The 25,637-nt window shown below is 71.5% G+C and carries 25 protein-coding genes and 1 pseudogene; 15 read left to right on the forward strand and 11 right to left on the reverse strand.

Annotation, left to right across the window (positions count from 1 at the left end):
* Positions 1–51: 51 nt before the first annotated feature.
* The 3 genes from uvrA to WQO_RS31660 form a co-directional block, all read right to left on the reverse strand.
* Positions 52–2,478 (reverse strand): excinuclease ABC subunit UvrA, encoded by a 2,427-nt coding sequence (gene uvrA / locus WQO_RS31650; protein ID WP_010058933.1) that lies wholly within the window; start codon positions 2,476–2,478, stop codon positions 52–54.
* Positions 2,479–2,581: 103 nt separating this feature from the next.
* On the reverse strand, positions 2,582–3,016 hold the full coding sequence (locus WQO_RS31655; protein ID WP_010058934.1) for a nuclear transport factor 2 family protein: 435 nt from the start codon (positions 3,014–3,016) through the stop codon (positions 2,582–2,584).
* Positions 3,017–3,056: 40 nt separating this feature from the next.
* The gene (locus WQO_RS31660) at positions 3,057–4,109 is read right to left on the reverse strand and encodes an MsnO8 family LLM class oxidoreductase (protein WP_032748087.1); all 1,053 of its coding nucleotides are present in this window, start codon (positions 4,107–4,109) and stop codon (positions 3,057–3,059) included.
* 58 nt (positions 4,110–4,167) lie between these two features.
* On the opposite strand from WQO_RS31660, the gene WQO_RS31665 reads away from it, so the two are divergent.
* Positions 4,168–4,656 carry a phosphatase domain-containing protein gene (locus WQO_RS31665; RefSeq protein WP_010058936.1) on the forward strand — a complete coding sequence of 163 codons (489 nt, stop codon included), beginning with the start codon at positions 4,168–4,170 and terminating at the stop codon, positions 4,654–4,656.
* On the opposite strand, the gene WQO_RS31670 is transcribed toward WQO_RS31665, so the two are convergent.
* Entirely contained in the window at positions 4,657–4,872 is a 216-nt protein-coding gene (locus WQO_RS31670; RefSeq protein WP_010058938.1) for a dodecin, read from the reverse strand.
* A gap of 202 nt (positions 4,873–5,074) precedes the next feature.
* On the opposite strand from WQO_RS31670, the gene WQO_RS31675 reads away from it, so the two are divergent.
* The 3 genes from WQO_RS31675 (at position 5,075) to WQO_RS31685 (ending at position 8,252) form a co-directional block, all read left to right on the forward strand.
* Positions 5,075–6,337 carry an extracellular solute-binding protein gene (locus WQO_RS31675; protein ID WP_029182130.1) on the forward strand — a complete coding sequence of 421 codons (1,263 nt, stop codon included), beginning with the start codon at positions 5,075–5,077 and terminating at the stop codon, positions 6,335–6,337.
* Between the two features lie 206 nt (positions 6,338–6,543).
* Entirely contained in the window at positions 6,544–7,362 is an 819-nt protein-coding gene (locus WQO_RS31680; RefSeq protein WP_010058942.1) for a GNAT family N-acetyltransferase, read from the forward strand.
* A complete protein-coding gene (locus tag WQO_RS31685) occupies positions 7,359–8,252 on the forward strand; it encodes a lysophospholipid acyltransferase family protein (RefSeq protein WP_010058944.1) in 894 nt (297 codons plus the stop codon). The genes WQO_RS31680 and WQO_RS31685 overlap by 4 nt, the downstream gene beginning before the upstream one ends.
* Here the strand turns inward: WQO_RS31685 and egtD are convergent.
* From egtD to egtA, 4 genes are read right to left on the reverse strand one after another with little or no spacing between them, the layout of a single operon-like run.
* Positions 8,195–9,157: an L-histidine N(alpha)-methyltransferase gene (gene egtD, locus WQO_RS31690; RefSeq protein WP_010058945.1), complete on the reverse strand. Its 963-nt coding sequence runs from the start codon at positions 9,155–9,157 to the stop codon at positions 8,195–8,197. The genes WQO_RS31685 and egtD overlap by 58 nt on opposite strands.
* Complete coding sequence (gene egtC / locus WQO_RS31695) at positions 9,154–9,909, reverse strand: ergothioneine biosynthesis protein EgtC (RefSeq protein WP_029182131.1); 756 nt, start codon at positions 9,907–9,909, stop codon at positions 9,154–9,156. The genes egtD and egtC overlap by 4 nt, the downstream gene beginning before the upstream one ends.
* Entirely contained in the window at positions 9,909–11,345 is a 1,437-nt protein-coding gene (gene egtB, locus WQO_RS31700) for an ergothioneine biosynthesis protein EgtB (protein WP_010058947.1), read from the reverse strand. Before egtB ends, egtC begins: the two co-directional genes overlap by 1 nt.
* Positions 11,342–12,658, reverse strand: a complete 1,317-nt coding sequence (egtA, locus tag WQO_RS31705; RefSeq protein WP_010058948.1) for an ergothioneine biosynthesis glutamate--cysteine ligase EgtA — start codon at positions 12,656–12,658, stop codon at positions 11,342–11,344. Before egtA ends, egtB begins: the two co-directional genes overlap by 4 nt.
* A gap of 146 nt (positions 12,659–12,804) precedes the next feature.
* On the opposite strand from egtA, the gene WQO_RS31710 reads away from it, so the two are divergent.
* Positions 12,805–13,626: a TIGR02452 family protein gene (locus WQO_RS31710; RefSeq protein ID WP_010058949.1), complete on the forward strand. Its 822-nt coding sequence runs from the start codon at positions 12,805–12,807 to the stop codon at positions 13,624–13,626.
* A gap of 119 nt (positions 13,627–13,745) precedes the next feature.
* Here WQO_RS31710 and WQO_RS31715 read toward each other — a convergent pair whose 3' ends face one another.
* Entirely contained in the window at positions 13,746–14,213 is a 468-nt protein-coding gene (locus tag WQO_RS31715; protein WP_029182132.1) for a type II toxin-antitoxin system PemK/MazF family toxin, read from the reverse strand.
* 145 nt (positions 14,214–14,358) lie between these two features.
* On the opposite strand from WQO_RS31715, the gene WQO_RS31720 reads away from it, so the two are divergent.
* Entirely contained in the window at positions 14,359–15,381 is a 1,023-nt protein-coding gene (locus tag WQO_RS31720) for a LacI family DNA-binding transcriptional regulator (RefSeq protein WP_010058952.1), read from the forward strand.
* Between the two features lie 54 nt (positions 15,382–15,435).
* The gene (locus WQO_RS31725; protein WP_010058954.1) at positions 15,436–15,711 is read left to right on the forward strand and encodes a hypothetical protein; all 276 of its coding nucleotides are present in this window, start codon (positions 15,436–15,438) and stop codon (positions 15,709–15,711) included.
* Positions 15,712–15,732: 21 nt separating this feature from the next.
* Here WQO_RS31725 and trxA read toward each other — a convergent pair whose 3' ends face one another.
* Complete coding sequence (trxA, locus tag WQO_RS31730) at positions 15,733–16,131, reverse strand: thioredoxin (RefSeq protein WP_010058956.1); 399 nt, start codon at positions 16,129–16,131, stop codon at positions 15,733–15,735.
* Positions 16,132–16,247: 116 nt separating this feature from the next.
* On the opposite strand from trxA, the gene WQO_RS31735 reads away from it, so the two are divergent.
* The 6 genes and pseudogenes from WQO_RS31735 (at position 16,248) to glgC (ending at position 22,229) form a co-directional block, all read left to right on the forward strand.
* Positions 16,248–17,693 (forward strand): dihydrolipoyl dehydrogenase family protein, encoded by a 1,446-nt coding sequence (locus WQO_RS31735; protein WP_010058959.1) that lies wholly within the window; start codon positions 16,248–16,250, stop codon positions 17,691–17,693.
* A 79-nt stretch (positions 17,694–17,772) separates the two neighbouring features.
* On the forward strand, positions 17,773–19,044 hold the full coding sequence (locus WQO_RS31740) for a S1 RNA-binding domain-containing protein (protein ID WP_010058960.1): 1,272 nt from the start codon (positions 17,773–17,775) through the stop codon (positions 19,042–19,044).
* A pseudogene (locus WQO_RS36995) lies at positions 18,960–19,142 on the forward strand (S1 RNA-binding domain-containing protein); the annotation flags it as partial. The gene WQO_RS31740 and the pseudogene WQO_RS36995, both read left to right, overlap by 85 nt.
* Positions 19,143–19,178: 36 nt before the next feature.
* The gene (locus tag WQO_RS31745; RefSeq protein WP_029182133.1) at positions 19,179–19,511 is read left to right on the forward strand and encodes a hypothetical protein; all 333 of its coding nucleotides are present in this window, start codon (positions 19,179–19,181) and stop codon (positions 19,509–19,511) included.
* Between the two features lie 281 nt (positions 19,512–19,792).
* A complete protein-coding gene (glgA, locus tag WQO_RS31750; protein ID WP_010058963.1) occupies positions 19,793–20,974 on the forward strand; it encodes a glycogen synthase in 1,182 nt (393 codons plus the stop codon).
* A gap of 37 nt (positions 20,975–21,011) precedes the next feature.
* The gene (gene glgC / locus WQO_RS31755) at positions 21,012–22,229 is read left to right on the forward strand and encodes a glucose-1-phosphate adenylyltransferase (RefSeq protein WP_010058964.1); all 1,218 of its coding nucleotides are present in this window, start codon (positions 21,012–21,014) and stop codon (positions 22,227–22,229) included.
* On the opposite strand, the gene WQO_RS31760 is transcribed toward glgC, so the two are convergent.
* The gene (locus WQO_RS31760) at positions 22,226–23,704 is read right to left on the reverse strand and encodes an MFS transporter (RefSeq protein ID WP_010058965.1); all 1,479 of its coding nucleotides are present in this window, start codon (positions 23,702–23,704) and stop codon (positions 22,226–22,228) included. The genes glgC and WQO_RS31760 overlap by 4 nt on opposite strands.
* Before the next feature lie 160 nt (positions 23,705–23,864).
* Here WQO_RS31760 and WQO_RS31765 point away from each other — a divergent pair, with 160 nt between their 5' ends.
* Entirely contained in the window at positions 23,865–24,512 is a 648-nt protein-coding gene (locus tag WQO_RS31765) for a TetR/AcrR family transcriptional regulator (RefSeq protein ID WP_029182135.1), read from the forward strand.
* Between the two features lie 156 nt (positions 24,513–24,668).
* Complete coding sequence (locus tag WQO_RS31770; protein ID WP_010058968.1) at positions 24,669–25,448, forward strand: S1 family peptidase; 780 nt, start codon at positions 24,669–24,671, stop codon at positions 25,446–25,448.
* Positions 25,449–25,637: the final 189 nt, after the last annotated feature.

A 25,637-nucleotide genomic window follows, 5' to 3' on the forward strand; every position in this document is an offset into this window, starting at 1 on the left:
TCGATCCCGTACGGCTCCGATCGCGTCCGGAGCCGTACGGGATCCAAGCTGTCAGCTGCCCAGCGCCTTCGCCAGATACGGGGCCGTACGGCTCCCGGCGCTACGCGCCACCTCGGCCGGGGTGCCGGCCGCGACGATCCGGCCGCCCCGGTCCCCGCCCTCCGGGCCCAGGTCGATGACATGGTCCGCGCCCGCCACCACGGCCATGTCGTGCTCCACGACCACCACCGTGCTCCCGCCGTCGACCAGCGCGTGCAACTGCCGCATCAGCACCTCCACATCGGCCGGATGCAGCCCCGTCGTCGGCTCGTCCAGCAGATACAGCGTGTGCCCGCGCCGGGTGCGCTGGAGCTCCGTCGCCAGCTTGATGCGCTGCGCCTCGCCGCCGGACAGTTCCGTGGCGGGCTGGCCGAGCCGCAGATAGCCCAGCCCCACGTCCAGCAGGGTCCTCAGCGCGCGCTCGGCGGCGGGCGTCCCGGAGAAGAACGACGCCGCCGACTCCACGGTCAGATCGAGGACCTGAGCGATCGTCAGGCCGTCCAGGGTGACGCCCAGGGTCTCCGGGTTGTAGCGCGCACCATGACAGTCCGGGCAGGGCGCGTACGTGCTGGGCAGGAACAGCAGTTCCACCGAGACGAATCCCTCGCCCTGGCAGGTCTCGCACCGCCCGCCGCTCACGTTGAACGAGAACCGCCCCGCCCCGTAGCCGCGCTCCCGAGCCTTCTCCGTGCGCGCGAACAGCTTCCGTACGGCGTCGAACAGGCCGGTGTACGTCGCCAGATTGGACCGGGGCGTACGCCCGATGGGCTTCTGGTCGACCTGGACGAGCCGGTCCACCGCATCGAGGCCGGTGACGGAAGCGCAGAACCGCTCGCCCGCCCCGGTCGCCTCCTCGCCCGGCTGCCGGTCCGCCAGCACCCCGGCGAGCACCTGGCCGACCAGGGTCGACTTGCCCGAGCCGGAGACCCCGGTCACCGCCGTGAACACCCCGAGCGGGAACGCCGCGTCGACGCCGCGCACATTGTGCCGCTCCACTCCGGTGAGCCGGATCCACCCGGACGGGGTGCGCGGCTCACGTACCGGTGCCGGGTCCCGGCCGTCCTCGGGGAACAGGAAGCGGCGGGTCGCCGACTCCGGCACCTGGGCGAGTCCCTGCGGCGGCCCGCTGTGCAGCACCCGCCCGCCGTGCTCCCCGGCCAGCGGGCCCACGTCCACCAGCCAGTCCGCCCGCCGCACCACGTCCATCTGGTGCTCCACCACGAAGACCGAGTTCCCGGCCTCCTTCAGCCGCCCCAGCACCCCGAGCAGCGCCTCCGTGTCCGCCGGATGCAGACCGGCCGACGGCTCGTCCAGGACGTACACGACACCGAAGAGCCCCGATCGCAACTGCGTGGCCAGCCGCAGCCGTTGCAGCTCACCGGAGGACAGCGTCGGGGCCGTCCGGTCCAGGCTCAGATAGCCGAGGCCCAGCTCCGTCACCGTCCCGATTCGCGCCAGCAGATCGGCCGTCAGCACCCGGGCCGTCTCCTCGCCGCCCGCGCCCGCCCCCGCCAGCACTTCCGCCAGCACGGACAGCGGCAGCCCGGCCAGTTCCGCGATGGTCCGCCCGGCGAACGTCACCGCCATCGCCTCGGGCCGCAGCCGGCTCCCGCCGCACACCGGGCACGGGGCACTGGTCAGGAAGCGCTCCGCCTTCGCCCGCAGCGACCGGCTCTTGGTGTCGGCGAAGGTGTGCAGCACATAGCGCCGCGCACTCATGTACGTGCCCTGGTACGGGCGTTGGATCCGGCCCGCGTCCCGCACCGGATGCACCGTCACCACCGGCTGCTCGTCGGTGAACAGGATCCACTCACGGTCCTTCGGATCCAGCTCCCGCCACGGCCGGTCGACGTCGTAGCCCAGCGCGTCCAGCACATCCCGCAGATTCTTCCCCTGCCACGCGCCCGGCCAGGCGGCGATCGCCCCCTCCCGGATCGACAGCGAGGGATCCGGGACGAGCAGCTCCTCGTCCGTCCGGTGGATCCGCCCCAGACCGTGGCACTCCGGGCACGCCCCGACGGCGGTGTTGGGGGAGAAGGAATCGGAGTCCAGCCGCTCGGCCCCCGGCGGGTAGTCGCCCGCGCGGGAGAAGAGCATGCGCAGCGAGTTGGAGAGCGTCGTCACCGTCCCGACGGACGACCGGGCCCCCGGGGCGGAGCGCCGCTGCTCCAGCGAGACGGCGGGCGGCAGCCCGGTGATCTCTCCGACGGCGGGCGCACCCACCTGGTGGATCAGCCGCCGGGCGTAGGGCGCCACGGACTCGAAGTAGCGGCGCTGCGCCTCGGCGTAGATCGTGCCGAACGCCAGTGAGGACTTCCCCGATCCCGACACGCCCGTGAAGACGGTCAGGCTGTCGCGCGGGATGTCGACGTTCACGTCCTGGAGGTTGTGCTCGCGCGCGCCGAGCACCCGGACGTACGGATCGTGGGGGGAGTGCATGAGGCTCGGCTCCGTACGGGTGGGGTTCTGACACCTTCGGACAAACAGTTCGATCCTAGGCGTCGGCCCCGACGGCGGCCGCCCGGGATCCGGCGGCCGTGCCTCACGGGGTGCAGGCGCGGACGACTGCGTCGGTGTCCCAGTAGAACGGCCGCACCTCGGTGATCCGGCCGTCCCGGACGGTGAGGGTCTGGAGGATGGGGAACGTCAGCTCCCGCCCGGTCGCCCGGGACCTGGCGCGGACGATCGTGCGCACCACCGAGGTCTCCCCGGTGGCCAGGAAGTCCTGGGCCACCAGCTCGAACTCGGCCCAGGTGTCGCTCATCGCCCGGAAGAACCGCTCCATGCCCCGGTGTCCGCGCCAGTCCCCGCCGTACGGGAGCGCGGCCGCCTGATGCAGGACCACATCGGGTGCGAAGCAGGGGGCCAGCAGGTCGAAGGAGACGGTGCCCGGCCCGCCGGCCGCCAGATAGCGGGCTTCGGCTGTGTACATGGCGGCGAGGACCGCCCGGGAATCCGTCGTCGGAGAGTGGGTCATGCCTCCCAGCGTTCCCGCTTCTCGTCGTTGGGTCCGGCGGCTATCGGACGTCGAGGCCCCGCTGCGGCGTCCGCTCGTCGCCCCGGGCCTGCGGGCGGGTGATCCGGGCGAGCCGCCGCAGTGAATCCACCAGCGCCCCACGGTCGTACGTACTCGTCGTCACGAGCACCTCGTCCGCCCCGGTCTCCTTGATCGCCCGCTCCAGTTGCTCGGTGACCTGGTCCTCCGTGCCGTGGATATGACCGTCGAGCCCGCGTTCGTAGAGCTCCCGCTCCTTCGCCGTCATCGCGCGGCTCTCGATCGCCTCGGCAGGGGCCAGCGGCGGGAAGTCCCCGTGCGTACGGGAGTACGCCATGGCCCACGCCTCCGGTACGAGCAGCCGACGGGCCGCCTCCTCGGTGCCGGCGACGGCCACCGTGCCCGCGACGATCACCTCGGGGCGCTCGGCGCGGGCCGACGGGCGGAAGTCGCGGCGGTAGACCTCGATGGCGCGCAGCACCTTGTCCCGGCCGCGCAGGTCGCCGATGACGAGGGGAAGCCCGGCGGCCGCGGCGACCGCCGCGCCCTCGCCGATCGCGAGCACGTACGCGGGGATCCGCAGGCCCTCCGCCGGATGGGCGTGCACCCCGGGGTGGGCCTGCTGGGTGCCGTCGATCCAGCCGAGCAGTTCGGTCAGCCGTCCGGGGAAGTCCTCGGCGTCCTCCTTGCCGTGGCCGAGCGCCCGGCGTACACCGTCGGTGAAGCCCACGGAGCGGCCGAGACCCATGTCGATCCGGCCGGGGAAGAGAGAGGCGAGCACCCCGAACTGCTCGGCGACTACCAGCGGCCGGTGGTTGGGCAGCATCACTCCGCCGGTGCCGACCCGGATGGTGGAGGTCGCGGCGGCGACGGCGGCGGCCAGCACCGTCGGCGCGGACCCCGCGACCCCCGGCACGCCGTGGTGCTCGGAGACCCAGAAGCGGTGGAAGCCGAGCGCCTCCGCCTCCCGGGCCAGATCGACGGTGTCGCGCAGCGCCCCGGCGGTCTCGTGCCCCTCACGGGTGCGGGAGCGGTCCAGGACGGAGAAGCGGGCCGACGCGATCACAGAGCTCACGTTCTGTTCAACGCGCTCGTTCCGCAGGGATTCCCGAGATGCTTCCTAAGCTGGGGGAGTGAGCAACGACGCACGGCCGCTGGCCGTATTCGACCTGGACAACACGCTCGCGGGCACCGCCCACCGGCAGCACTTCCTGGAGGGCGCCAAGCGCGACTGGGCCGGCTTCTTCGCCGCGGCCGTGGACGACCCGCCGCTCCCGGAGGGCGTACGGATGGTCCTCGCGAACGCCGAGGAGTGCCGGATCGTCTATCTGACCGGCCGGCCCGAGCGGTGCCGTCGCGACACGGTGCGCTGGCTGAGCCGTCAGGGGCTGCCCGAGGGCGAGCTGTTCATGCGGCGCAACGACGACCGGCGCCCCGCGCGCCGGACGAAGCTGGACATCCTCCGGCGGCTGGGGCGGACGGGGCAGGTGCGCATGCTCGTGGACGACGACGAACTGGTCTGCGATGCGGCCGAGGTGGCCGGATTTGCTGTGGTGCGGGCCCGTTGGGCCGACCCGTCGGACGCGCTGAAGGAGGCCCAGGAGCGCGAGGGGCGTACCTGATCAGCTGTTTTCGTCGAGCCGAAAGCCCACCTTCAGGCCGACCTGGTAGTGCGCGATTCGGCCATCTTCGATATGGCCGCGAACTTGATTAATCTCGAACCAATCGAGATTGTGCAACGTTTCCGCCGCTCTTGCGACGCCGTTCCGGATCGCCGCGTCGACGCCCTCGTCGGAGGTTCCTACGATCTCGGTGACCCGATAGGTGTGATTCGCCATTGTTTGTCTCCTCTCCTGTGACCACGGTGCCCCAATCCGCGGCGTCCCGCGAGGGGGACGGTGGGGTGAATCGGGAGAGGCGTCCGCCTTGACCTACCCATTGGTCCATACCAAAATTCAGCCAACCACCCGTGCGAGCGCCGCCCGCAATCCCCCCACACCGGGTCCGATTTCGTTGTGCCGTTTCGCAGAAGGTGACCACGTGAAGAACCGCATACTGGCTGGAGCCATCGCGCTTGTCTCGACCGTCGCACTCGGTGGATGCGGCTACATTTCGGGATCGGGCGGCGGTGACCGCACAGTGACGGTCTGGCTGATGAAGGACAGCGTCTCGCCCGGCTTCCTGGACAAGTTCACCCGCTCGTACGAGGAGGAGAACCCCTCGATCGAGCTGGACTTCCAGATCCAGGAGTGGAGCGGCATCGGCCCCAAGGTCATCTCCGCGCTGGAGGGCGACGACGCCCCGGACGTGATCGAGGTCGGGAACACCCAGGTCGCGCAGTACGCGGAGAGCGGCGGCCTGCGGGACCTTACCCTCGAATCGATGCGCGACCTCGGCAGTGAGGACTGGCTGCCCGGCCTGGCCCAGCCCGGCAGCATCAACGGCGTGCAGTACGGCATCCCCTGGTACGCGGCCAACCGCGTGGTGATCTACAACAAGGACATCTTCCAGGAGGCGGGCATCGACGGCGTCCCGAAGACCCGCGCCGAGTGGATCGCCGCCACCGAGAAGCTCAACAACAGCCAAAACCAAGGCATTTACCTGGCCGGCCAGAACTGGTACGTGCTCGCCGGATTCATCTGGGACGAGGGCGGCGAGCTCGCCGACGAGAACGGCGGCGACTGGCAGGGTGCCCTGGACACCCCGGAAGCCCTGGCGGGCATGGAGTTCTACCAGAAACTCCAGGCGCTCGGCGACGGCCCCAAGGACGCCGACGAGGAGAAGCCCCCGCAGACCGACGTATTCGCCAAGGGGGACGTCGCCCAGATCATCTCGGTGCCGGGCAGCGCCGCGCTCATCGAGCAGAAGAATCCCGAGCTCAAGGGAAAGCTGGGCTACTTTCCCATTCCCGGCAAGACCGCGAAAGTGCCCGGTTCGGTATTCACCGGCGGCTCCGACCTCATCGTCCCGAAGAACGCCGACGAGCGCAGCGCGGGCATCGCCGTCGTCAAGGCGCTGGCGAGCGAGAAGTGGCAGACGGAGCTGGCCCGGGGCATGAGTTACGTCCCCAACAAGCCGAGCCTCGCCCACGTCATCGAGGGCGAGGAGGGCACCGCGGCGATGGCGGAAGGCGCCACCCGGGGCCGCGCCACCCCCAACTCGGCCCAGTGGGCCAGAGTCGAGGCGGAGAACCCGATCAAGCCCTACATGACGGCCGTGCTCCAGGGCGGCGACCCGGCCCGCGAGGCCAAGTCCGCTTCCGAGCGCATCACCGCTCTGCTCACCGGCACCGGCACCGGCTGATCCCGCGCCCGGGGAGGCTGACGGCGGCTCACGCACCATCCGGACGGCGGCCCGGCGGACGCTCCGTCCCGGGGATTCAGCCGTCGCACATCCGCGCTCCCCGCTGCGGTCACGTCGAATCCAGCCGGTGACGGAAGAAGTAAGGGGTCGGTGCGTCGCACCCGCGACGGCCCGGCCCCTTACCGCTCCCGTCCCCGGAGACCGCCATGACCGTGCTGCCCGTCGCCCCGCACCACGCCGCCGCTCCCGCCTACGCCCCGAACCCCGCCCCCGAGCCCGCCACCGCCCCGAAACCGGCCTACCGGGTCTCCCTCGCCACCTCCCAGGAAGACGTACGCGCGGCGCAGCGACTGCGCCACCTCGTGTTCGCCGGGGAGCTCGGAGCCCGGCTGGAGGGACCCGAACCCGGTCTGGACAGCGACGTCTTCGACGCGTACTGCGACCACCTGCTGGTCCGGGAGACCGCCACAGGGGACGTCGTCGCCACCTACCGGCTGCTCCCGCCGGACCGGGCCCGCACAGCCGGACGCCTCTACGCGGAGAGCGAGTTCGACCTCGGCAACCTCGCCCCGATCCGCCACGACCTCGTCGAGGTCGGCCGCTCCTGCGTCCACCCCGCCCACCGCGACGGCGCGGTCATCGCCCTCGTCTGGGCCGGACTCGCCCGCTACATGGAGCGCACCGGCCACACCTGGATCGCGGGCTGCTGCTCCCTCCCGCTGGCCGACGGCGGCACGTCGGCCGCCCGCAGCTGGAACACCGTACGCGCGGCCCACCTCGCACCCCAGGAGTACTGGGTCACCCCGCTCCGCCTCTGGGACTCCTCCGCGCACGGTCCGGAAGCAGGCTCCCGGACCGACCTCCCGCCCCTGCTGCGCGGCTACCTCAGGCTCGGCGCCCAGGTCTGCGGGGCCCCGGCGTACGACCCCGACTTCAACGTCGCCGACCTGTACGTCCTGCTCTCGCTGCGCCGGACCGACCCGCGCTACCTGCGCCACTTCCTCTCCCTGGCACCGCTGCGATGACCGGCTGGCTGCCCGTCGCCCCGTGCACCCCGGACGGCTGCGCCCGGCACACCGGGACCGTACGCGCTCCGCTGTCCGCCGCGCTCCTTCTGCTGTCCGGCTGCGCCCTGGTCCTGCTGGGGGTGGCCTGCGTCCCGCTGGTCCGGCTGCTCGGGGCCGGTCCCCGCCGCCGGCTGACCCGGCGCTGGGCGGGCGCCGTCCCGCAGGCCTTCGGCGTACGCGTCAGGGTCCGGCTGCACGCGCCGGACCGGGCCCCGGGCGGCGGCGAACTGGTCGTCGCCAACCACATCTCCTGGCTCGACATACCGCTGGTCGCGTCCGTACTGCCCGGCCGGATGGTCGCCAAGCGCGAGATCCGGTGCTGGCCGCTCCTGGGGTCCCTCGCCGCGCTCGGCGGCACCCTGTTCATCGACCGCGACCGGCTGCGCGCGCTGCCGGCCGCCGTTCGGACCATCGCGACGGCCCTGCGCTCCGGCTCCCGGGTCGTGGTGTTCCCCGAGGGCAGCACCTGGTGCGGCCGGGGAGCCGGCGGCATGTTCCGGCCCGCCGTGTTCCAGGCGGCGATCGAGGCCGGAGCGACGGTCCGGCCGGTCCGCATCACCTATCGCACGGCGGCACACAGCACTGCGGAACACCCCGCAGGTTCCGCCGCGGGCGCGGTCGCGTTCGTCGGGGCCGACCCGCTGGCCGCCTCCTTGTGGCGGGTTGTCCGGGCGTCCGGGCTCACCGCCCACGTCGACGTGCTCGCGCCGATCCCCGCGGACGGCGAGGACGGTCGCCGCGCCCTGGCCCGCAGGGCGCGAACGGCCGTCCTCGGCCCCGAAGAGCCCCGTCAGACCGCCGTGGCCAGCGACAGGGCGAACCGGCCCGCCGAGTCCGTCCACCACTGAGCCAGCCGCATCCCGGCGGCGGCCAGCTCCTCACGGACGTCCTCCTGCCGGAACTTCGCCGACACCTCCGTACGCAGCTCCTCACCGGCCTCGAACGGCACCACGAGGTCCAGCTCCCGGATCTTGACGCTCAGCGCCCGCCGGGCCCGCAGCCGCATCTCGATCCACCGTTGTTCCGGATTCCACACCGCGCGGTGATCGAAGCCGTCGAGCGGGAAATCGGCCCCCAGCTCACGGTTGACCACGCTCAGGACGTTCTTGTTGAAGGCCGCCGTCACTCCGGCCGCGTCGTCGTACGCGGCCACCAGCGTCTCCTCCTCCTTCACCAGGTCCGTGCCCAGCAGCAGCGCGTCACCGGGGGAGAGGAGCGAACGCACCGACCGCAGGAACGTCACCCGCTCCTCCGGCAGCAGATTGCCGATCGTGCCGCCCAGGAACACCACCAGCCGGGGGCCCGGCGTCCCCGGCAGGACCAGGCCGGTGGTGAAGTCCGCGATCAGCGCGTGGACGGACAGACCGGGGTGCTCGGCGAGCAGCGATTCGGCCGCCCCCGTCAGCGCGCTCTCGCTCACGTCCACCGGGACGTAGGCGTGCAACTCGGGGAGGACCTCCAGGAGATGGCGGGTCTTCTCGGACGACCCCGAGCCCAGCTCGATCACGGTCCGGGCCCCCGAAGCGGCGGCGATCTCCTCGGCCCGGGTCTGCAGGATCTCCCGCTCCGCGCGGGTCGGGTAGTACTCCGGCAGCCGGGTGATCTCCTCGAACAGCTCGCTGCCGCGGGCGTCGTAGAACCACTTCGGCGGCAGCGTCTTGGGATGCCGGGTCAGGCCGCTGAGGACATCGGCGCGCAGCGCCGCGTCCGTCGCGTCCACCGGCAGGGTGCGGGTCAGCGAATAAGGACTCACGCGGGGGGCTCCTTGAGCGGGGTGAGCAGGACGTCCGAGGCGGTCGCGACCAGCAGGGTGCGGTCGGGGACCTCGCGCCAGAGCGGGTCGTCGTCGTACGGCTCCGAGGCGACCGCGGTGCGGCGGCCCGGGTCCGTGAGGTACCAGAGGGTGTCGCCCCAGGCGGTCGCCGTGATGGTGGCGCCGTCGGTGAGCAGCAGATTCAGCCGGGAGCCGGGCGCGGCGGCCGCGACCTCGCGGACCGTCTCCGCGACGGCACGCGGCACATCGTCCCCGGCGTCGGTACGGTGCAGGATCAGCGCCCAGACCAGCGCCGAGTCGTTCCGGGCGGCCAGCGACAGGAGCTTCTCGGCGGGCAGGGCGGCGGCCGCGCCGGCGAGCGAAGCGGGCCAGCCCTTCACCGCCCCGTTGTGGCTGAACAGCAGCCGCCCGGCGGTGTACGGCGCGGCTGCGGCCTCCCCGTCCGCACCCGCCTCGGTGGCATCCCGTACGGCGGCGAGCAGCGCGGTGCTGCGGACCACCCGGGCCAGATCGGTGAAGGTCTCGTCGCCCCATATGGGGCCCTGGCGGCGGTAGCGTCCGGGTGCCGGATCACCCTCGGCGTACCAGCCGACGCCGAAGCCGTCCGCGTTGACCGTGCCGTAGCGCTGCCGGCGCGGCTCCCAGGACTGTCGCACCAAGGAGTGCGGAGGCCCGACGAGCACCTCTCCCAGCGCCACTGGCTCGCCCACGTAAGCGATATGACGGCACATCAGGCATCCCTCGCTGTGCGGAAGCCGGAGAAGATCTGCCGCCGCACCGGAAGGTCCCAGTTGCGGAAGGTGCCCCGGCAGGCGACCTGGTCCACGGCGAACGACCCGCCGCGCAGCACCTTGTGCCCCGGACCGAAGAACACTTCCGAGTACTCGCGGTAGGGAAACGCCACGAACCCCGGATAGGGCAGGAAGTCGCTGGCGGTCCACTCCCACACATCGCCGATCAACTGCCCCGCTCCGGAGGGAGATCGGCCCAGCGGATACGCCCCGGCCCGCGCCGGGCGCAGGTGGCGCTGCCCCAGGTTGGCCCGCTCCGGCGTCGGATCCTCGTCGCCCCACGGATAGCGCCGCGAGCGGCCGGACGCGGGGTCGTGCCGGGCGGCCTTCTCCCACTCGGCCTCCGTGGGAAGTCGCCGCCCCGCCCAGCGGGCGTACGCGTCCGCCTCGTACCAGCTGACGTGCAGCACCGGCTCGTCGTACGGCACCTGCTCGGTCACCCCGAACCGGCGGCGCAGCCACTGGCCCGCCTCCCGCCGCCAGAACAGCGGTGCGGACAATCCGTGTTCACGGACCATGGCCCAGCCGTCGGGTGCCCACCAGCGCTCGTCCCCGTATCCGCCGTCCTCGATGAAGCGGAGGTATGCGCCGCAGGTGACCGGCGAGGCGTCCAGGTGGAACGCCGCCACCTCGCGCCGGTGCGCGGGGCGTTCGTTGTCCAGCGCCCACGGCTCGGCGGAGGTACCCATCGTGAACGGGCCACCGGGGACGAGGACTTCGCTCGGAACGACCTCGGTGCCGACGGGCCCGGGAGGGGCAGGAGGGGCGGGCGCGGTGAGCGCCGCCGGTCCGGCGCGCAGCTGATGGGTGATCAGCATGGTCTCGTCGTGCTGCTGTTCGTGCTGGGCGATCATCCCGAAGGCGAACCCGGATCGTGCCAGCGGCCCCCCGCCCTCGTGCAGAGGTGTACCCTCCAGCAGCTCCAGCGCCCGCCCCCGTACGTCGGAGGCGTACGTCCGGGCCTCGGCGGGGGCCAGCAGCGGCAGCGAGGGGCGCGAGGCGCGCGCGTGCTCGAAGGCGTTGTACAGCCCGTCGATCTCCGGGCGTATCGCCTCCCGGCCGCCGACGGCGCGCAGCAGCCACTGCTCCTCCTGGTTGCCGATGTGTGCCAGGTCCCAGACCAGCGGGGACATCAACGGGGAGTGCTGGGCTGTCAGTTCACCGTCATCCACGCTGTCGGTGAGCAGCGTGGTGCGGTCGCGCGCGGCCAGCAGAGCATCCAGGGCCCGCTGCCGCAGGGTCTCCGGATCGATCCCGGAGGCGAAGGGGAAACCGGCGGCGGTGGGACCGGAGACCTGGGTGGGGTCGAACGCGTCGGACAGCTCACGGGGCTCGGAGCCTTCGCGGTGCTCTTCGTGTTCACGGTGCTCGGTCATGCGGAGGCCGCCTTCCGGTCGGTCAGCAGGCTGAGATCGATGAGGTCGCCCGGCTCGGGCAGATCGTCGGCCGGACATCGGCCCCGGGCGACATAGCGGTCGGTGAAGACGGCCACCGTGTCACGCACCGCGTCGCTCGCACCCATCCGCTCCAGCGCCGGGAGCGCCGCCCCGAAGCAGGTGATGGCCGCGGCTCTCAGCTCCGGGTCGGCGAGCCCGTCGCGGGCGGCGGCCGTCCAGAGCGGATTGCGCGGGGCCGCCGACGCGCCCGCCGTCTCGGCCAGCGGCTTCACGGCCCGGTACACGGTCTCGGCGGCCTCCGGGTCGTCGAACAGGGCCGTGGCGACAGCGAGTGGCACCAGCCACCCGTCGGGCCCGCTCTGCGCGTCGATCATGCGCAGTTCCAGATGGCCGCGCGGCCGGATCGGCGGGAACAGCGTGGTGAGGTGGTAGTCGAGATCGGCCTGCACCGGTGGCCGGGGCGAACCGGTGCGGATCCACTCGCGGAAGGTGAGCCCGTCGGGGACGTCCCACGGGCCGCTCTCGCAGCGGATGCACAGCACGGTCGTGTCCAGGACATGGGCGGCCCAGGCCTCGCGGGGCGCGCGCCCGGTGCCCGGGGCGAGGGTCCGGCCCGGGTCGAGGTCGGCCCACAGCGACTGCCGGGTGGACGACCAGCCGGTCCGGCGGCCCCGCTGGAACGGCGAATTCGCGAACGCCGCCACCAGCACCGCGCCCAACAGGTGTGCGAGCTGCCAGCGCCGCCCGTATCCGAGCGGTCCCGGCTCCTCCTCGCCCGCGTCCAGACAGACCTGGACCGACGCGGAGGTGCACATCATGGCTCGCCCGGCCGGCCCCGAGCGGTCCAGAGCGGCCTCCATCGCCTCGTAGCGCGGCTCCCGCAGTCTGCGGTGAGCGGTCTGCCACGGATCCACGCCGAGCCCGACCGGCGCGAGCCCCGCCGCGCCGAGCGAGGCACGGACCGCCGCCAGATCGGCCGCGGTCGTCGCGACGCACTCCATCAACGAACCGGCCGGCTGCGAACTGAGCTCCAGCTGCCCGCCCGGTTCGAAGGTCAGCGCCGCGCTCAGGGGCAGCGCGCGGACCGCCTCGACGGCGCTGTCCAGCCGCTCCTGCTCGACCGGGACGTGCGGACGTTCCCGGTCATGGATGAGCCATTCGAGTTCCACGCCCACGGTCCGGGGCGGACCCGTCTTGAAACATATGCCGCGCAGTAAATCCTCTGCCCCGCTCTCGTCGAGCGGGGTGGCGTCCGGGCGCGAGCCGGTCACGCCGGGAATGTCCAAGGCCATGAGGGCCTCCTTCTCAGCTGTCTGCCTACCAGCCAAACCCGTACCCGGAGATCGCACAAGGGTGCCCCCGAGCCAGGAAAATCCGATTGCGCCCAGGCCGGGTTCCCCGTCAGCATGCCCCGTATGCACCACACGGGGGAGCGCCGGTGAGCGCGCGGCTGCGCGGGATCGCGCGCGAGACGGAAGCGGTCGTCGAGGCCGGGCGATATCGCAACGCAGCAGGTCAGGGCGTGTCCATCGAACAAGCGGTGGCCGCGGCACGCTCCGGCACCCGGCTCTACGGCCCCGATCCGGTGCCCGTCGCCGCCCTGGACACCGACCGCAGCCCGCACATCGAGGTCACCGCCGAGAGCAGCCTCGCCGCAGCCCGCCGGATGACCGGCGAGGCCCCCGGCCGGGTCGCCGTCCTGAACTACGCCTCGGCCCGCAACCCCGGCGGCGGCTATCTCAACGGCGCCCAGGCCCAGGAGGAGGCCCTGTGCCGTGGATCGGCCCTCCACACGACCCTCCTTCGCGCTCCCGAGTACTACGCGCACCACCGCGCGGAACGCAGCGCCTTCTACACCGACCGGGTGATCCACTCGCCCGGCGTGCCGGTCTTCCGCGACGACCGCGGCCACTTCCTGGACGCCCCGTACGCGGCGGGATTCCTCACCTCGCCCGCGCCGAACGCCGGAGTGATCCGACGGCAGACCCCCGAGGACGCCCACCGTGTCCCCGCCGCCCTGGCCTCCCGCGCCGAACGGGTCCTTGAGGTCGCGGCCGTACGGGGCTACCGCAGGCTCGTCCTGGGCGCCTGGGGCTGCGGAGTCTTCCAGAACGACCCGGGGCAGGTCGCGGAGGCGTTCCGGGCGCTGATCGGCGAGGGGGGCCGGTTCGGCGGCCACTTCGAGCAGATCGTCTTCGGGATCCTGGACCGGAACCCCGACTCCGCCGTCCGGGCCGCCTTCACCCGGACCTTCGCCTGACGCGGAGCCCGCCCGGGCCGCGCTCCGGGGTGCCGTCGCAGGCGTCGCACCCCCGGTCCTGACCGGCCGGACACGCCCCGGGGCCCTCAGCTTCCACCGGACACACGCCGGGGAGCCGCTCAGCTCCAGCCGTACCGCTCGCGCAGCCGCCCGACGACCCGGTCGAAACGCTCCAGGTCCAGCGCGCACGCCTCGCGGCGCATCCCGTCCTCGTGGACCCGCAGCACCCGGTCCAGATCCGCCCAGGACGGCCGCCCCGAGCTGTCCCACGGGCCCGCGCCCAGAGACACCCACTCGTGGTCCCGGTCGTGCTGCTTGCTGGAGAGCTGGACGGCGAGGAGCGTGCCCGCCTCCTCGCGGGCCACGACGAGCACCGGCCGGTCCTTCCCGCGCCCGTCGTTCTCCTCGAAGGGCACCCAGGTCCAGACGATCTCGCCGGGATCGGGATCGCCGTCGCGATCGGGGGCGTAGGAGGTGCGCACGGAACCCACCTCGGCCGGATCGGCCTGCACGGTGGCGGTCGGCCCGCTGCTGCCGGGCACGTCAAAGGGGTTGTCGGAACGGTAGGCGCTGTCGTGGAACGTCATCACCACACCGTAGAACCCCTGGCCCCGGATCCCGGGATCGGGGCGGCGGACCGGAACGGCGGGGCGGTGTTCCGGCCACCGTGACCGGACCTGCGGGCCCCGGGCCGAAACCCGCTCCCACGGGTCTGGAAGACTGCCCGACGCCATGAGCCAGTTACCCAAGCAGCCCGCCGAAGTCTCCGTCCCGACCAGCGCCGATGTGGCCCGCCTCGCCGGAGTGTCCCGGGCCACCGTGTCGTACGTGCTGAACAACAACGCCACCGTCCGGATCAGCGATCCCACCCGACGCAGGGTCAGGGAGGCCGCCCTCCAACTCGGTTACGTGCCGCACGCGGCCGCCCGCAGTCTGCGCGCGGGACACAGCCGCATGGTCCTGCTGCCCTCCGGCCACATACCCGGGGGCCCGCTGCACCAGTATTTCTTCGAAGAACTCCAGTCGGGGTTGCGCCGACTGGACTACACCGTCGTGCAGTACGGCAGCGTCGGCCTCACCGCCGACGAGGCGGCCACGGCCTGGGCCGAACTGCGGCCCGTCGCCGTCGTCGTACCGCCGGGCATCACCCTCACCCCGCACGGCACGGGCATCCTGACCCGCTCCGGGGCCAAAGCGGTGATCACCCTGGGGCCCGACCTGGTACCGGGGGCGCACGGCCTGGTCATGGACCAACGCCGGGTCGGGGAAAGCGCCGTGCAACACCTGCTGGCCCGCGGCCGCCGCCACATCGGCGTGGTCATGCCCCAGGAACCGTGCCGGGAGGCATTCTCCGAAACCCGCCTCGCCGGCGCCCGGCGCGCCGCCGAAGCCGACGCGGCCCGCGTCTGCCCGCTGCCACTGCGCTACGAGGAGGAGTCCGCGCAGCAGCTGGCCGCCCGCTGGCCGGAACTGGGACTGGACGCGGTGTTCGCGTACAACGACGAGTACGCCATGCTGATGATGCGCGCCCTCCAGGACGCCGGAGTGGACGTGCCCGCCGACACGGCGGTGATCGGGGCGGACGACTCCCTCATAGGCAGGCTGCTGCGCCCCCGGCTGAGCACCGTCCGGATGGAGCTTGCCATGCCGCAGCCCCTGGCGGAGACGATCGACCGCATGGTCCAGCACCCGGGCGGGCCACCGGTCCACCACGACCTGCTCCGCACCAGCGCCGTCCACCGGGAATCCAGCTGACCGCCTCCGGCGCTGGGCATGCGCCGCGCGCCGCGCGTGTCTAGCGTCGGAGGCATGAGCCACCCGCAGAGTTACGAGCTGCTCCTGATCCCCGACCACAGCCGGACGCGGTCCGGGGCCCCCGGACGGCCGATCCGCTCCGCGGTCGTCGCCGCCACCGGCGAGACGGGGGCCTCGGGCTATCCCCGGTACGCCGGCGAGGGCATGGAGGCCGACGTCGATCCGGAGACCCGGACGGTGGAGGCCGTGCTCATCGACGGCGAGGAACTCGACTACGGCATGTCGGTCCGCGTCGCGGGGTCCGAGGGCGAGCGTCGGCCGGGCGCCTGAGACAGCCGCCCGGCCCGACGGCTACTGAGCCTCGGGCTGGCCCTGCCCCGCCTCGGCCGCCCGCTTCTGCTCCTCGACCGACTTGCGGACCTCGTCCATGTCCAGGTTCCGCGCCTGTCCGATGACGTCCTCCAGGGCCGCCTCGGGCAGTGCGCCGGGCTGCGCGAAGACCGCGACGTTGTCCCGGACGATCATCAGCGTCGGGATGGAGCGGATATCGAAGGCAGCCGCCAGCTCCTGCTGTGCCTCGGTGTCGACCTTGGCGAAGACCAGGTCCGGGTGGCGCTCGGAGGCCGAGTCGTAGACCGGCGCGAACTGCCGGCAGGGGCCACACCAGGAAGCCCAGAAGTCGATCAGGACGAAATCGTTGTCGCTGACGACCTGATCGAAGTTTTCCTTGGTGAGCTCGACGGTGCTCATGCTGGGGATACCTCTTCCTGTGCCCGTGGGGTCCTGTCGGGCACAACGGTGACTGCACTTGCGCTATTCCGCCTGCCCATGTGGCCGGTGCGCACACCCGCGAGGAGACTGTTTCCATGACTGACGCAGGCAAGATCTCCGAGGGCTCGCCCTACGACGTAGTGGTCATCGGCGCGGGACCCGTGGGCGAGAACGTGGCGGACCGGGCCCGCGCCGCCGGGCTCACCACGGCGGTGGTGGAATCCGAGCTGGTCGGCGGTGAGTGCTCCTACTGGGCCTGCATGCCGAGCAAGGCGCTGCTGCGCCCCGTCGTCGCCCGTGCCGACGCCCGCCGGGTGCCGGGACTCAGCGTCGCCGTGCAAGGCCCCCTGGACGTGGGAGCGGTCCTCGCCAAACGGGACGAGGAGACGAGCCACTGGAAGGACGACGGCCAGGTCGCCTGGCTGGAGAGCGTCGGAGCGGACGTGTACCGCGGTACGGGCCGGCTCACCGGCCCCCGGGAGGTCACCGTCACCGGCCCCGACGGCACGGAGCACCGCCTCACCGCCCGGCACGCCGTCGCCGTCAGCACCGGCACCCGGGCCGTCGTACCCGCCCTCCCCGGCATCGAGGAGGCGCGCCCCTGGACCAGCCGTGAGGCCACCAGCGCCAAGGAGGTTCCCGGCAGGCTCGTGGTCGTCGGCGGGGGAGTCGTGGGCGTGGAGATGGCCACCGCCTGGCAGGCGCTGGGCTCCGAGGTGACCCTGCTGATCCGGGGCGGCGGTCTGCTCCCGAAGATGGAGCCGTTCGCGGGCGAGCTGGTCGCCGACGCGCTCACGGAGGCCGGGGCCACGATCCGTACGGGCGTCTCCGTCACCGCCCTGCACCGCCCCGCACCCGACGGCCCGGTCACCGTCGACCTGGACGACGGCGGCCGCGTCGAGGCGGACGAGATCCTCTTCGCCACCGGCAGGGCCCCGCGCACGGACGACCTGGGCCTGGAGACCGTCGGCCTCGAACCCGGCTCCTGGCTCACCGTGGACGACAGCTGCCTCGTCGAGGGCACGGACTGGCTGTACGCGGTCGGGGACGTCAACCATCGCGCCCTGCTGACCCACCAGGGCAAGTACCAGGCCCGGATCGCGGGCGCGGCGATCGCCGCCCGCGCCGCGGAGACCCCCCTGGACACCGCTCCCTGGGGCCCCCACGCCGCCACCGCCGACCATGCGGCCGTCCCCCAGGTCGTCTTCACCGACCCCGAGGCCGCCTCCGTCGGCCTGACCCTCGCCGAGGCCGAACGCGCCGGCCACCGGGTCCGCGCCGTCGACCACGACCTCGCCTCCGTCGCCGGCTCCGGCCTCTACGCCGACGGCTACCGGGGCCGCGCCCGGATGATCGTGGACCTGGACCGCGAGATCCTGCTCGGCGTCACCTTCGTCGGCCCGGGCATCGGCGAACTCCTCCATTCGGCGACGGTCGCGGTCGCGGGGGAGGTCCCCATCGCCCGCCTGTGGCACGCGGTTCCGGCGTACCCGACGATCAGCGAGGTGTGGCTGCGGCTGCTGGAGACGTTGCGAGGGTAGGCGCTGCCGCCGAGTACACACAGCGGGTGTGGCCACGGAACATACGCTGGAACCCCCTTCATGCCACCCAGGGAGCAGCGTGCCGCCGTTCGTCCACCGGATCACCAAGTACGACCCCGCCCACCGTGACGAGCGCGGTCACTACACCGGTGCCGAGGACACGGTCAGTGACCACGGGCCGGTTGAGGAGGCCTACCTCACGGCAGTTGCCGCCTTCGCGGAGGCTGCCGGCATCGACCAGCTGGAGATCCGCGAGCCGCAGATCGGAGGCTTCGTCCACTTCGGCCTGGAGCCACCGGTCGAGGGCTACGGCCGGGCCGACCTGTTCCAGGCCGGCCCGGCCGGGTTCCACGACGGCGCGCTGGTGCCGATCGCCGTCGGCCTGGAACTCGTCCGGCCCATGCTCCGCGACAACGGCGCCTGGTGCCGCCTGGAGGCGGAGGGAGCGTTCACGGTGCACGTCGGCCGGGACCAGTACCTCTGCATCGGCAGCGACCTGCCCTGCGAAACCGCACTGGCCCGCACCCGCGCACTCGGCCTGTTCCCGGAGCGAATAAGCGCCTCGCCCTACGACTTCACCCCTGATGACGCCGCGTACGTGCAGCGGCCGGCTGACGCCGACTTCTGGACCCGCCTTAGCTGGACCGTCAGTTGCCACCGCGAGGTGTTCCTGGAGGAGGTCTTCGCAGCCAATGCCTCCCGATGGCACCGCCTGACGCGCGACAGCATCGAGACTGTGCGCTCCCAACTGGCCCCACGCTCCCAGCTGGCGGTGCGGCCGGACCTGCTCACCGACGTCGGGGAGGCCGTGGCCGCTCTGCCCGACGAAGGCCTCGTGGAGATCGTCCGGGAGGACGAGGACGGGCAGATCACGAGCACCGTCGTGGACGAGACGCAGTTCGAGGCAGTGATCTCCCAACTCGCCGGTGCGCGTTCTGTCGGCGTCGTATCCATGTACAGCGGCGAAGATCTCCCCCTGTACACCGCTGTGCTGCCCGACAGCGACGGCGTTCTGCGTGCGCGCTGGCAGACCGAGCCGACGCCCGGTGACCGGGACTGGGCGTTCCTGAGGACCCTGCGGCGCGGCCAACTCGTCACCGGCACAGTGACGAACATCGCCGGCTTCGGCGTCACCTTCGTGGACATCGGCGGCTTTACCGCGATGATCAACATTCCGGAGTTGTCCTGGCGTCCCTTCGATCACCCGTGGTCACGGGGCCGGTCACCAAGATCGTGCCGTTCGGTGTCTTCGTCCGGATCGAGGAGCGAAAGGACGGCTTCGAAGGGCTCTTGCACGCCGACGAGCTGGATGAATCGTCCGGAGACGTCGTCGAGGTCGGTGACACCCTGACTGTGAAGATCATCGACGTCGATCTCGAATGCCGCCGTATTGTTCTGTCACACGTCCAGGCCCTTGGCTCTCCTGCAGACGGTTCGCCGGGTGACTGACGGCGAGAGGTATCCGGTGCAGGCCATGATGGTTACATGGCATTCAACTATCGAGCCCATGCGCTTCAGTACGCGGGGGACCGCGGCTGGGAACACGTAGAGGCAACGATGACTCTGGACTCGACGCGCGTGACAGTGGACGAGTTCCGCAAGGGCCGCAAGATCGTCGTCGCCACATTCATGAACTTCGGCGCGCTCCCCGAGTACGAGGACTACTGGACCTTGGGCCACTACGACTTCGGCGACGGACGTAAGGGTCGTATAGAAGCCGTTCAGTCCAACGCCCAGCAGAAGCAGTTCAGCCTGGAGAGGGCGTTGGACGAGCCGGATGATGCCGATGGCCCGGTAGTGGACCAGTTCAGGGCGTGAGCCACGACGGCCCCGGGGGTCAGGGCGACGTCGTCAGCCCAGGGGCGAAGTTTTGGCCGTCGGCCGGCTTGCCGGTCTGGACGAACTCCAGCTGCTCCTCGGCAGGCAGGTGTTGGCAGCGATCACTGCCCAGCGCTATGAAGAACCGCCGTTCCACCGATCAGTCCTCTGGGGCGCTGTACCGCAGGGTTGCTCGTGTTCCGTGCCGTGTTCTTCCCTCGCAGAGGCATGCGAGTGACCATCAAGGGCAGGAAGACATCGACGACATGAGGGGGACAGACGTGAAGGTGGGACTGCTGAGCCGGGAGTACCCGCCGGACGTCTACGGCGGCGCCGGTGTCCATGTCGAGTTTCTGGCGCAGGAGTTACGCGCACTCACCGACCTGCAGGTCCACACCTGGGGTGAAGTCCACTCCTGGGGCGAAGGCGCCTCGAACGGGGTGGTGAGGCACCGGCCCGGCCGGGAGCTGGACGGTGCCAACGACGCGCTGCGCGCCTTCTCCGTGGACCTGTCCATCGCCGCCGCGCTCGAAGGCCGCGACCTCGTGCACTCGCACACCTGGTACGCCAACCTCGCGGGCCACCTCGCCGGAATGCTCCACGGCATCCCGCATGTGATGACCGCCCACTCGCTGGAGCCGCTGCGGCCCTGGAAGGCCGAACAGCTCGGCGGCGGCTATGCGTTGTCCAGCTGGGCCGAGCGCACCGCCGTGGAGTCCGCTGACGCGGTGATCGCCGTCTCGCACGGCATGCGTGCCGATATCCTCGGCTGCTACCCGCAGTTGGATCCCGACCGGGTCAGGGTCGTCCACAACGGCATCGACACCCGCCTGTACCGGCCCGTTCCCGGAGTGGATGTACTGCGCCGGCTGGGTGTCGACCCGGACCGCCCCTTCGTCCTGTTCGTCGGGCGCATCACGCGCCAGAAGGGCGTTCCGCACCTGCTGCGCGCCGCCCACAGGCTCGACGCCTCGGCGCAGCTGGTGCTCTGCGCGGGCGCGCCCGACACTCCGGAGATCGAAGCCGAGTTCCGCGAACTCGTCGGCGAACTGAAGCGCTCGCGCGACGGGGTCCACTGGATACCGGACATGCTTCCGCGGCCCGACGTCATCCAACTCCTGAGCAGAGCGGCTGTGTTCGTCTGCCCTTCCGTGTACGAGCCGCTGGGCATCGTCAATCTCGAAGCGATGGCCTGCGGCACCCCGGTGGTCGCCTCCGCGGTCGGAGGGATCCCCGAGGTCGTCTCCGACGGCGGTACGGGACTGCTCGTCCCGTACGAGGCCGACGAGCCGGTCCGGTTCGAGGCGGATCTCGCCGAAGCGATCAACCAGGTGCTTGCCGATCGTTCGGCGGCCCGGCGGATGGGGGAGGCGGGCCGCGAACGTGCGGTGCGCGAGTTCGGCTGGGACATGGTCGCCCGGCGGACTCTCGAGGTGTACGAGGAGACCGTCCAAAAGGTGTAGCCGGAAACGGTTCGGTGTTTCAGGAGGGGGAGTGGCCATGCGCGCTGGACCTTCGGTGCTCGGGATCGTCCTTGCGGGAGGCGAGGGCAAACGGCTGATGCCGCTGACGGCCGACCGGGCGAAACCTGCGGTGACCTTCGGCGGAACCTACCGGCTGGTCGACTTCGTCCTGTCGAACCTCGTCAACGCCGACATCATGAGGATCTGCGTCCTCACCCAGTACAAGTCCCACTCGCTCGACCGCCATGTGACCACCACCTGGCGGATGTCCAGCCTGCTCGGCAACTACGTCACACCGGTCCCGGCCCAGCAGCGCCTCGGCCCTCGCTGGTACCTCGGCAGCGCGGACGCCATCCTGCAGTCGCTCAATCTCGTCCACGACGAACAGCCGGACTACATAGCCGTGTTCGGAGCCGACCACGTCTACCGCATGGACGCACGCCAGATGCTGGAGCGGCACATCGAGAGCGGTGCCGGCGTCACCGTCGCTGGTATCAAGGTGCCCCGTGCGGAAGCCTCCGCCTTCGGCGTCATCACCCCGGCCTCCGACGGCTCACGCGTCAAACGCTTCCTGGAGAAGCCCTCCGACCCACCCGGGCTGCCCGACGACCCGACCAAGGTCTTCGCCTCGATGGGCAACTACGTCTTCTCCACGAAGGTTCTCGTCGACGCTCTCCACCAGGACGCCGAGGACGAGAACTCCGTCCACGACATGGGCGGATCCATCCTGCCCATGCTCACCGAGCGCGGGGCCGCGCACGTCTACGACTTCGACGACAACCACGTACCGGGCGAGACCCAGCGCGAGCGCGGGTACTGGCGGGACGTGGGTTCCCTGGACAGCTACTACGAGGCCCATATGGACCTCATCTCCGAGCAGCCGCTGTTCAGCCTGTACAACCAACGCTGGCCCATGTACACCCACGCGAGCCACCAGGCACCGGCCCGCTTCGTCTCCGGAGGCATCGCCGGCGAGTCGATCGTCAGCCCGGGCTGTGTGATCCGTGGCCAGGTCACCGGGTCGGTGCTCTCGCCCGGTGTGATCGTCGAGCAGGGCGCGGTGGTCCAGGGCTCCGTGCTGCACCACGGTGTGCGTGTGGGCAGGGGAGCGGTGGTGCGCAACGCGATCCTCGACAAGAACGTCGACGTCCCGCCCGGGGCGACGATAGGCGTCAACCCCGAACGGGACCGCGAGCTCTACACCGTCTCGCGCAACGGCGTGATCGCCCTCGGCAAGGGCCGCGTGGTGTCCTAGGGGGTGGTGGCCTCCGCGGGTGCTGCCTCCTCGACGCTGCGGGAGTCCGTGAGGCTCAGCGCGCCGACCGTCGCGATCACGCCGACGGTGACGGCGAGTACGGCGTAGGCGATCCGCTCGCCGTGGAAGAAGGAGGCGACGAGGCCGCTGCTCCACACGCCGGCCGGAAGCTGGGTGGTGACCAGCGCGGCGATCAGCGTGCCGACCGCGGCGGTGCCGACGCTGGTGCCGACCTCCTGCGCGGTGTCGTTGAGCGCGGTGCCCATCGAGGTGCGGTTGGCCGGCATCGCGTCGACGAGCGCGACCGCGCAGATCGTCATGACGGTCCGCAGCCCGATCGTCATGAGCACCATGCAGAGCGCGATGACGAGGTAACCGTGCTCGACGCCCCAGGACAGTCCCGCCAGCGCCACGGCCAGGCAGGCCGCACCTACCAGGCAGGCGACGCGGTGGCCGTAGCGGCGGGCCAGCCCTTCGGAGAGGGGTGTCGCGAGGAGCATGGTCACGATCAGGGGCAGGTTGGCGAGGCCGGCCCGTACGGGGCTCCAGCCGTACGCGTACTGGAAGTGGAGGATGAGTCCGAACATCACGCCGGCCATGGCGATGGACGTACCGATCTGTGCCACGGCGGCTCCGCGGACCGTGCCGTCGGAGAACAGGCGGAGGTCGAGCATGGGGGCCGGGCTGCGGCGCTCGTGGAGGACGAAGGCGATCGCGGCGACGGCCGCGCCCGCGATCGAGCCGAGGGTGAGGACCGAGAGCCAGCCGTTCTCGACGCCGCTGGTCAGCGCGTAGCAGGCGAGCCCGATGGTGGCGACGCTCAGCGCGGCGCCCGGCACGTCGAGCCGGTCGCGGGTCAGGTCCTCGGGCCGGTCGGCCGAGACGCCCCGGCGGACGCCGATCCAGGCGATCACCGCGATCGGGGCATTGACGACGAGCAGCCACTCCCAGCGCACATGGGCCAGGGCCGTGCCGCCGATCAGCGGCCCGAGGATGAAGCCGGACATGCCGACGACGATCATCACCGTCATGGCGCGCATCCGCAGCGCCTTGTCGTCGAAGAGGCGGAACACCAGCGAGTTGGTGATCGGGGCCATCGCCGCGGCGGCGATGCCGAGCAGGGCGCGCAGGGCGATGAGCTCACCCGCGGTGGTGACCCAGACGGCGCACAGGCTCAGCGCGCCGAACACGGCAAGCCCGACGAGCAGGACGCGGCGGCGGCCGAGCCGGTCGGCCACGGAGCCCGCGGTGAGCAGCAGACCGCCGAAGGTCAGTGAGTACGCGCCGGTGACCCACTGCAGTGCGGTGGTCCCGCCGCCGAGGTCGCGCCCGATGGTGGGCAGCGCGATCGACAGCAGGGTGTTGTCGACCATCTCCACGAAGAAGGCCAGGCAGAGCGCGGCCAGCGGGATCCAGGCGGCGCGCAGGGAGGGATAGGCGCGGGAAGCGGGGGGTTTCAGTATCGCGGTCGTCATGGCGGCGCTCCTTTCGATCGAACGCCGCTCGGTTATCGAACGGTGTTCCATGAGGTACGATAGAACAGCGTTCGATAGCGATGCAAACGAAGGGGCAGGGGCCATGCCGCGCCACCAGAACCGGGCCGCCGCGGGCGGCCGCCGCCGGGCTTCGCACTCGATGGAGTCCGTGCTCACCGAGGCGGTGGCGCTGCTCGACGAGGCAGGCCCCACGGCGCTGACGTTCCGTGCGCTCGCGCAGCGCCTCGGGGGTGGCGTGGCCAGCATCTACTGGTACGTCGCGAGCAAGGACGAGCTGCTCGACCGCGCCACCGATCACGTCATCGGCGGTGTCCTCGCCGAGATCGAGGCGACCGAGCCCGGTGACGACCCGATCGACGACCTGCGGGCGATGTCGCTGACCTTGTTCGACGCGATCCTGGTGCGGCCCTGGCTCGGGAACTACTTCATGCGCAACACCGACGTCCAGGGCAACGCCCTGCGCCTGTACGAGAAGCTCGGGCAGCCGACTCTGCGGCTGAAGCTCACCGCGCGCCAGCGGTTCCACGCCGTCTCGGCGATCACGACGGTCGTCGTCGGCTCCGCGGTCGACCTGGGGCAGGAGCCGCCTCGGGAGGTTCTCGACGGCGCCCTCGGCCGCGACGAGTTCCTCGGCCGTTTCGCCGCGAGCTGGCGGGAGCTCGACGCCCAGGACTTCCCCTTCGTGCACGAGATCGTCGACGAGTTCGACGGGCACGACGACATCGAGCAGTTCCGGGCCGCGCTGGATCTGACCCTGGCGGGGCTGCGCCTCCAGGCCGGCGCCTGAGCGAATCGCCTGGGTGACCGCCTGGCCGAAAAGTGTGCCTTGCGGGGAGGGTTTCCTGTTCCCGACAATCGGATCGCTTTGACGGGTGCATGACTAGAGAGTCATCGCGCCCGTGTCGTGGTTCCCCCAGCAGCCCCCCACGAAAGAAGGCGGTCCGTGAAGCAACTCCTGCGTGCCCTCAAGAGATGTTCCGTCGTCGTCGCCACCGTCGCCATCGCCGTCGTCGGCCTCCAGCCCGTCACGGCCTCGGCAGCCCCCAACCCCGTCGTCGGCGGAACCCGCGCCGCCCAGGGCGAGTTCCCCTTCATGGTCCGGCTCTCCATGGGCTGCGGCGGCGCCCTGTACGCCAAGGACATCGTCCTCACCGCCGCCCACTGCGTGAGCGGATCGGGCAACAACACCTCGATCACCGCCACCGGCGGCGTCGTCGACCTCCAGTCGTCCAACGCGATCAAGGTCCGCTCCACCAAGGTCCTCCAGGCCCCCGGCTACAACGGCACCGGGAAGGACTGGGCGCTCATCAAGCTCGCCCAGCCCATCAACCAGCCCACGCTGAAGATCGCCACCACCACCGCGTACAACCAGGGCACGTTCACGGTCGCCGGCTGGGGCGCCAACCGCGAGGGCGGCAGCCAGCAGCGCTACCTGCTCAAGGCCAACGTCCCGTTCGTCTCCGACGCCGCCTGCCGCTCCGCCTACGGCAACGAACTCGTGGCCAACGAGGAGATCTGCGCCGGATACCCCGACACCGGTGGCGTCGACACCTGCCAGGGCGACTCCGGCGGCCCGATGTTCCGCCGGGACAACGCCAACGAGTGGGTCCAGGTCGGCATCGTCAGCTGGGGCTACGGCTGCGCCCGGCCCGGCTACCCCGGCGTCTACGCCGAGGTCTCGACCTTCGCCTCCGCCATCGCCTCCGCGGCTCGCACGCTCTGACGCCGCGCACCACCACCGTTCGATCGCCCTCGGGTGATCACGGCTGAACCACCCCCCGGGGGGTGCCCGTACGGACGGGCACCCCCCGGACCCGTCTCCCCGGACGGCCGCCTGATCCCAGGGCTCCGGACGCGTTGTCACTGGGGCCGCCTAGAGTCTCTCCCAATCGTCACGGTGCGTTGCCGTCGA

The sequence above is a fragment of the Streptomyces globisporus C-1027 genome (assembly GCF_000261345.2).
GTDB classification, from domain to species: domain Bacteria; phylum Actinomycetota; class Actinomycetes; order Streptomycetales; family Streptomycetaceae; genus Streptomyces; species Streptomyces pakalii.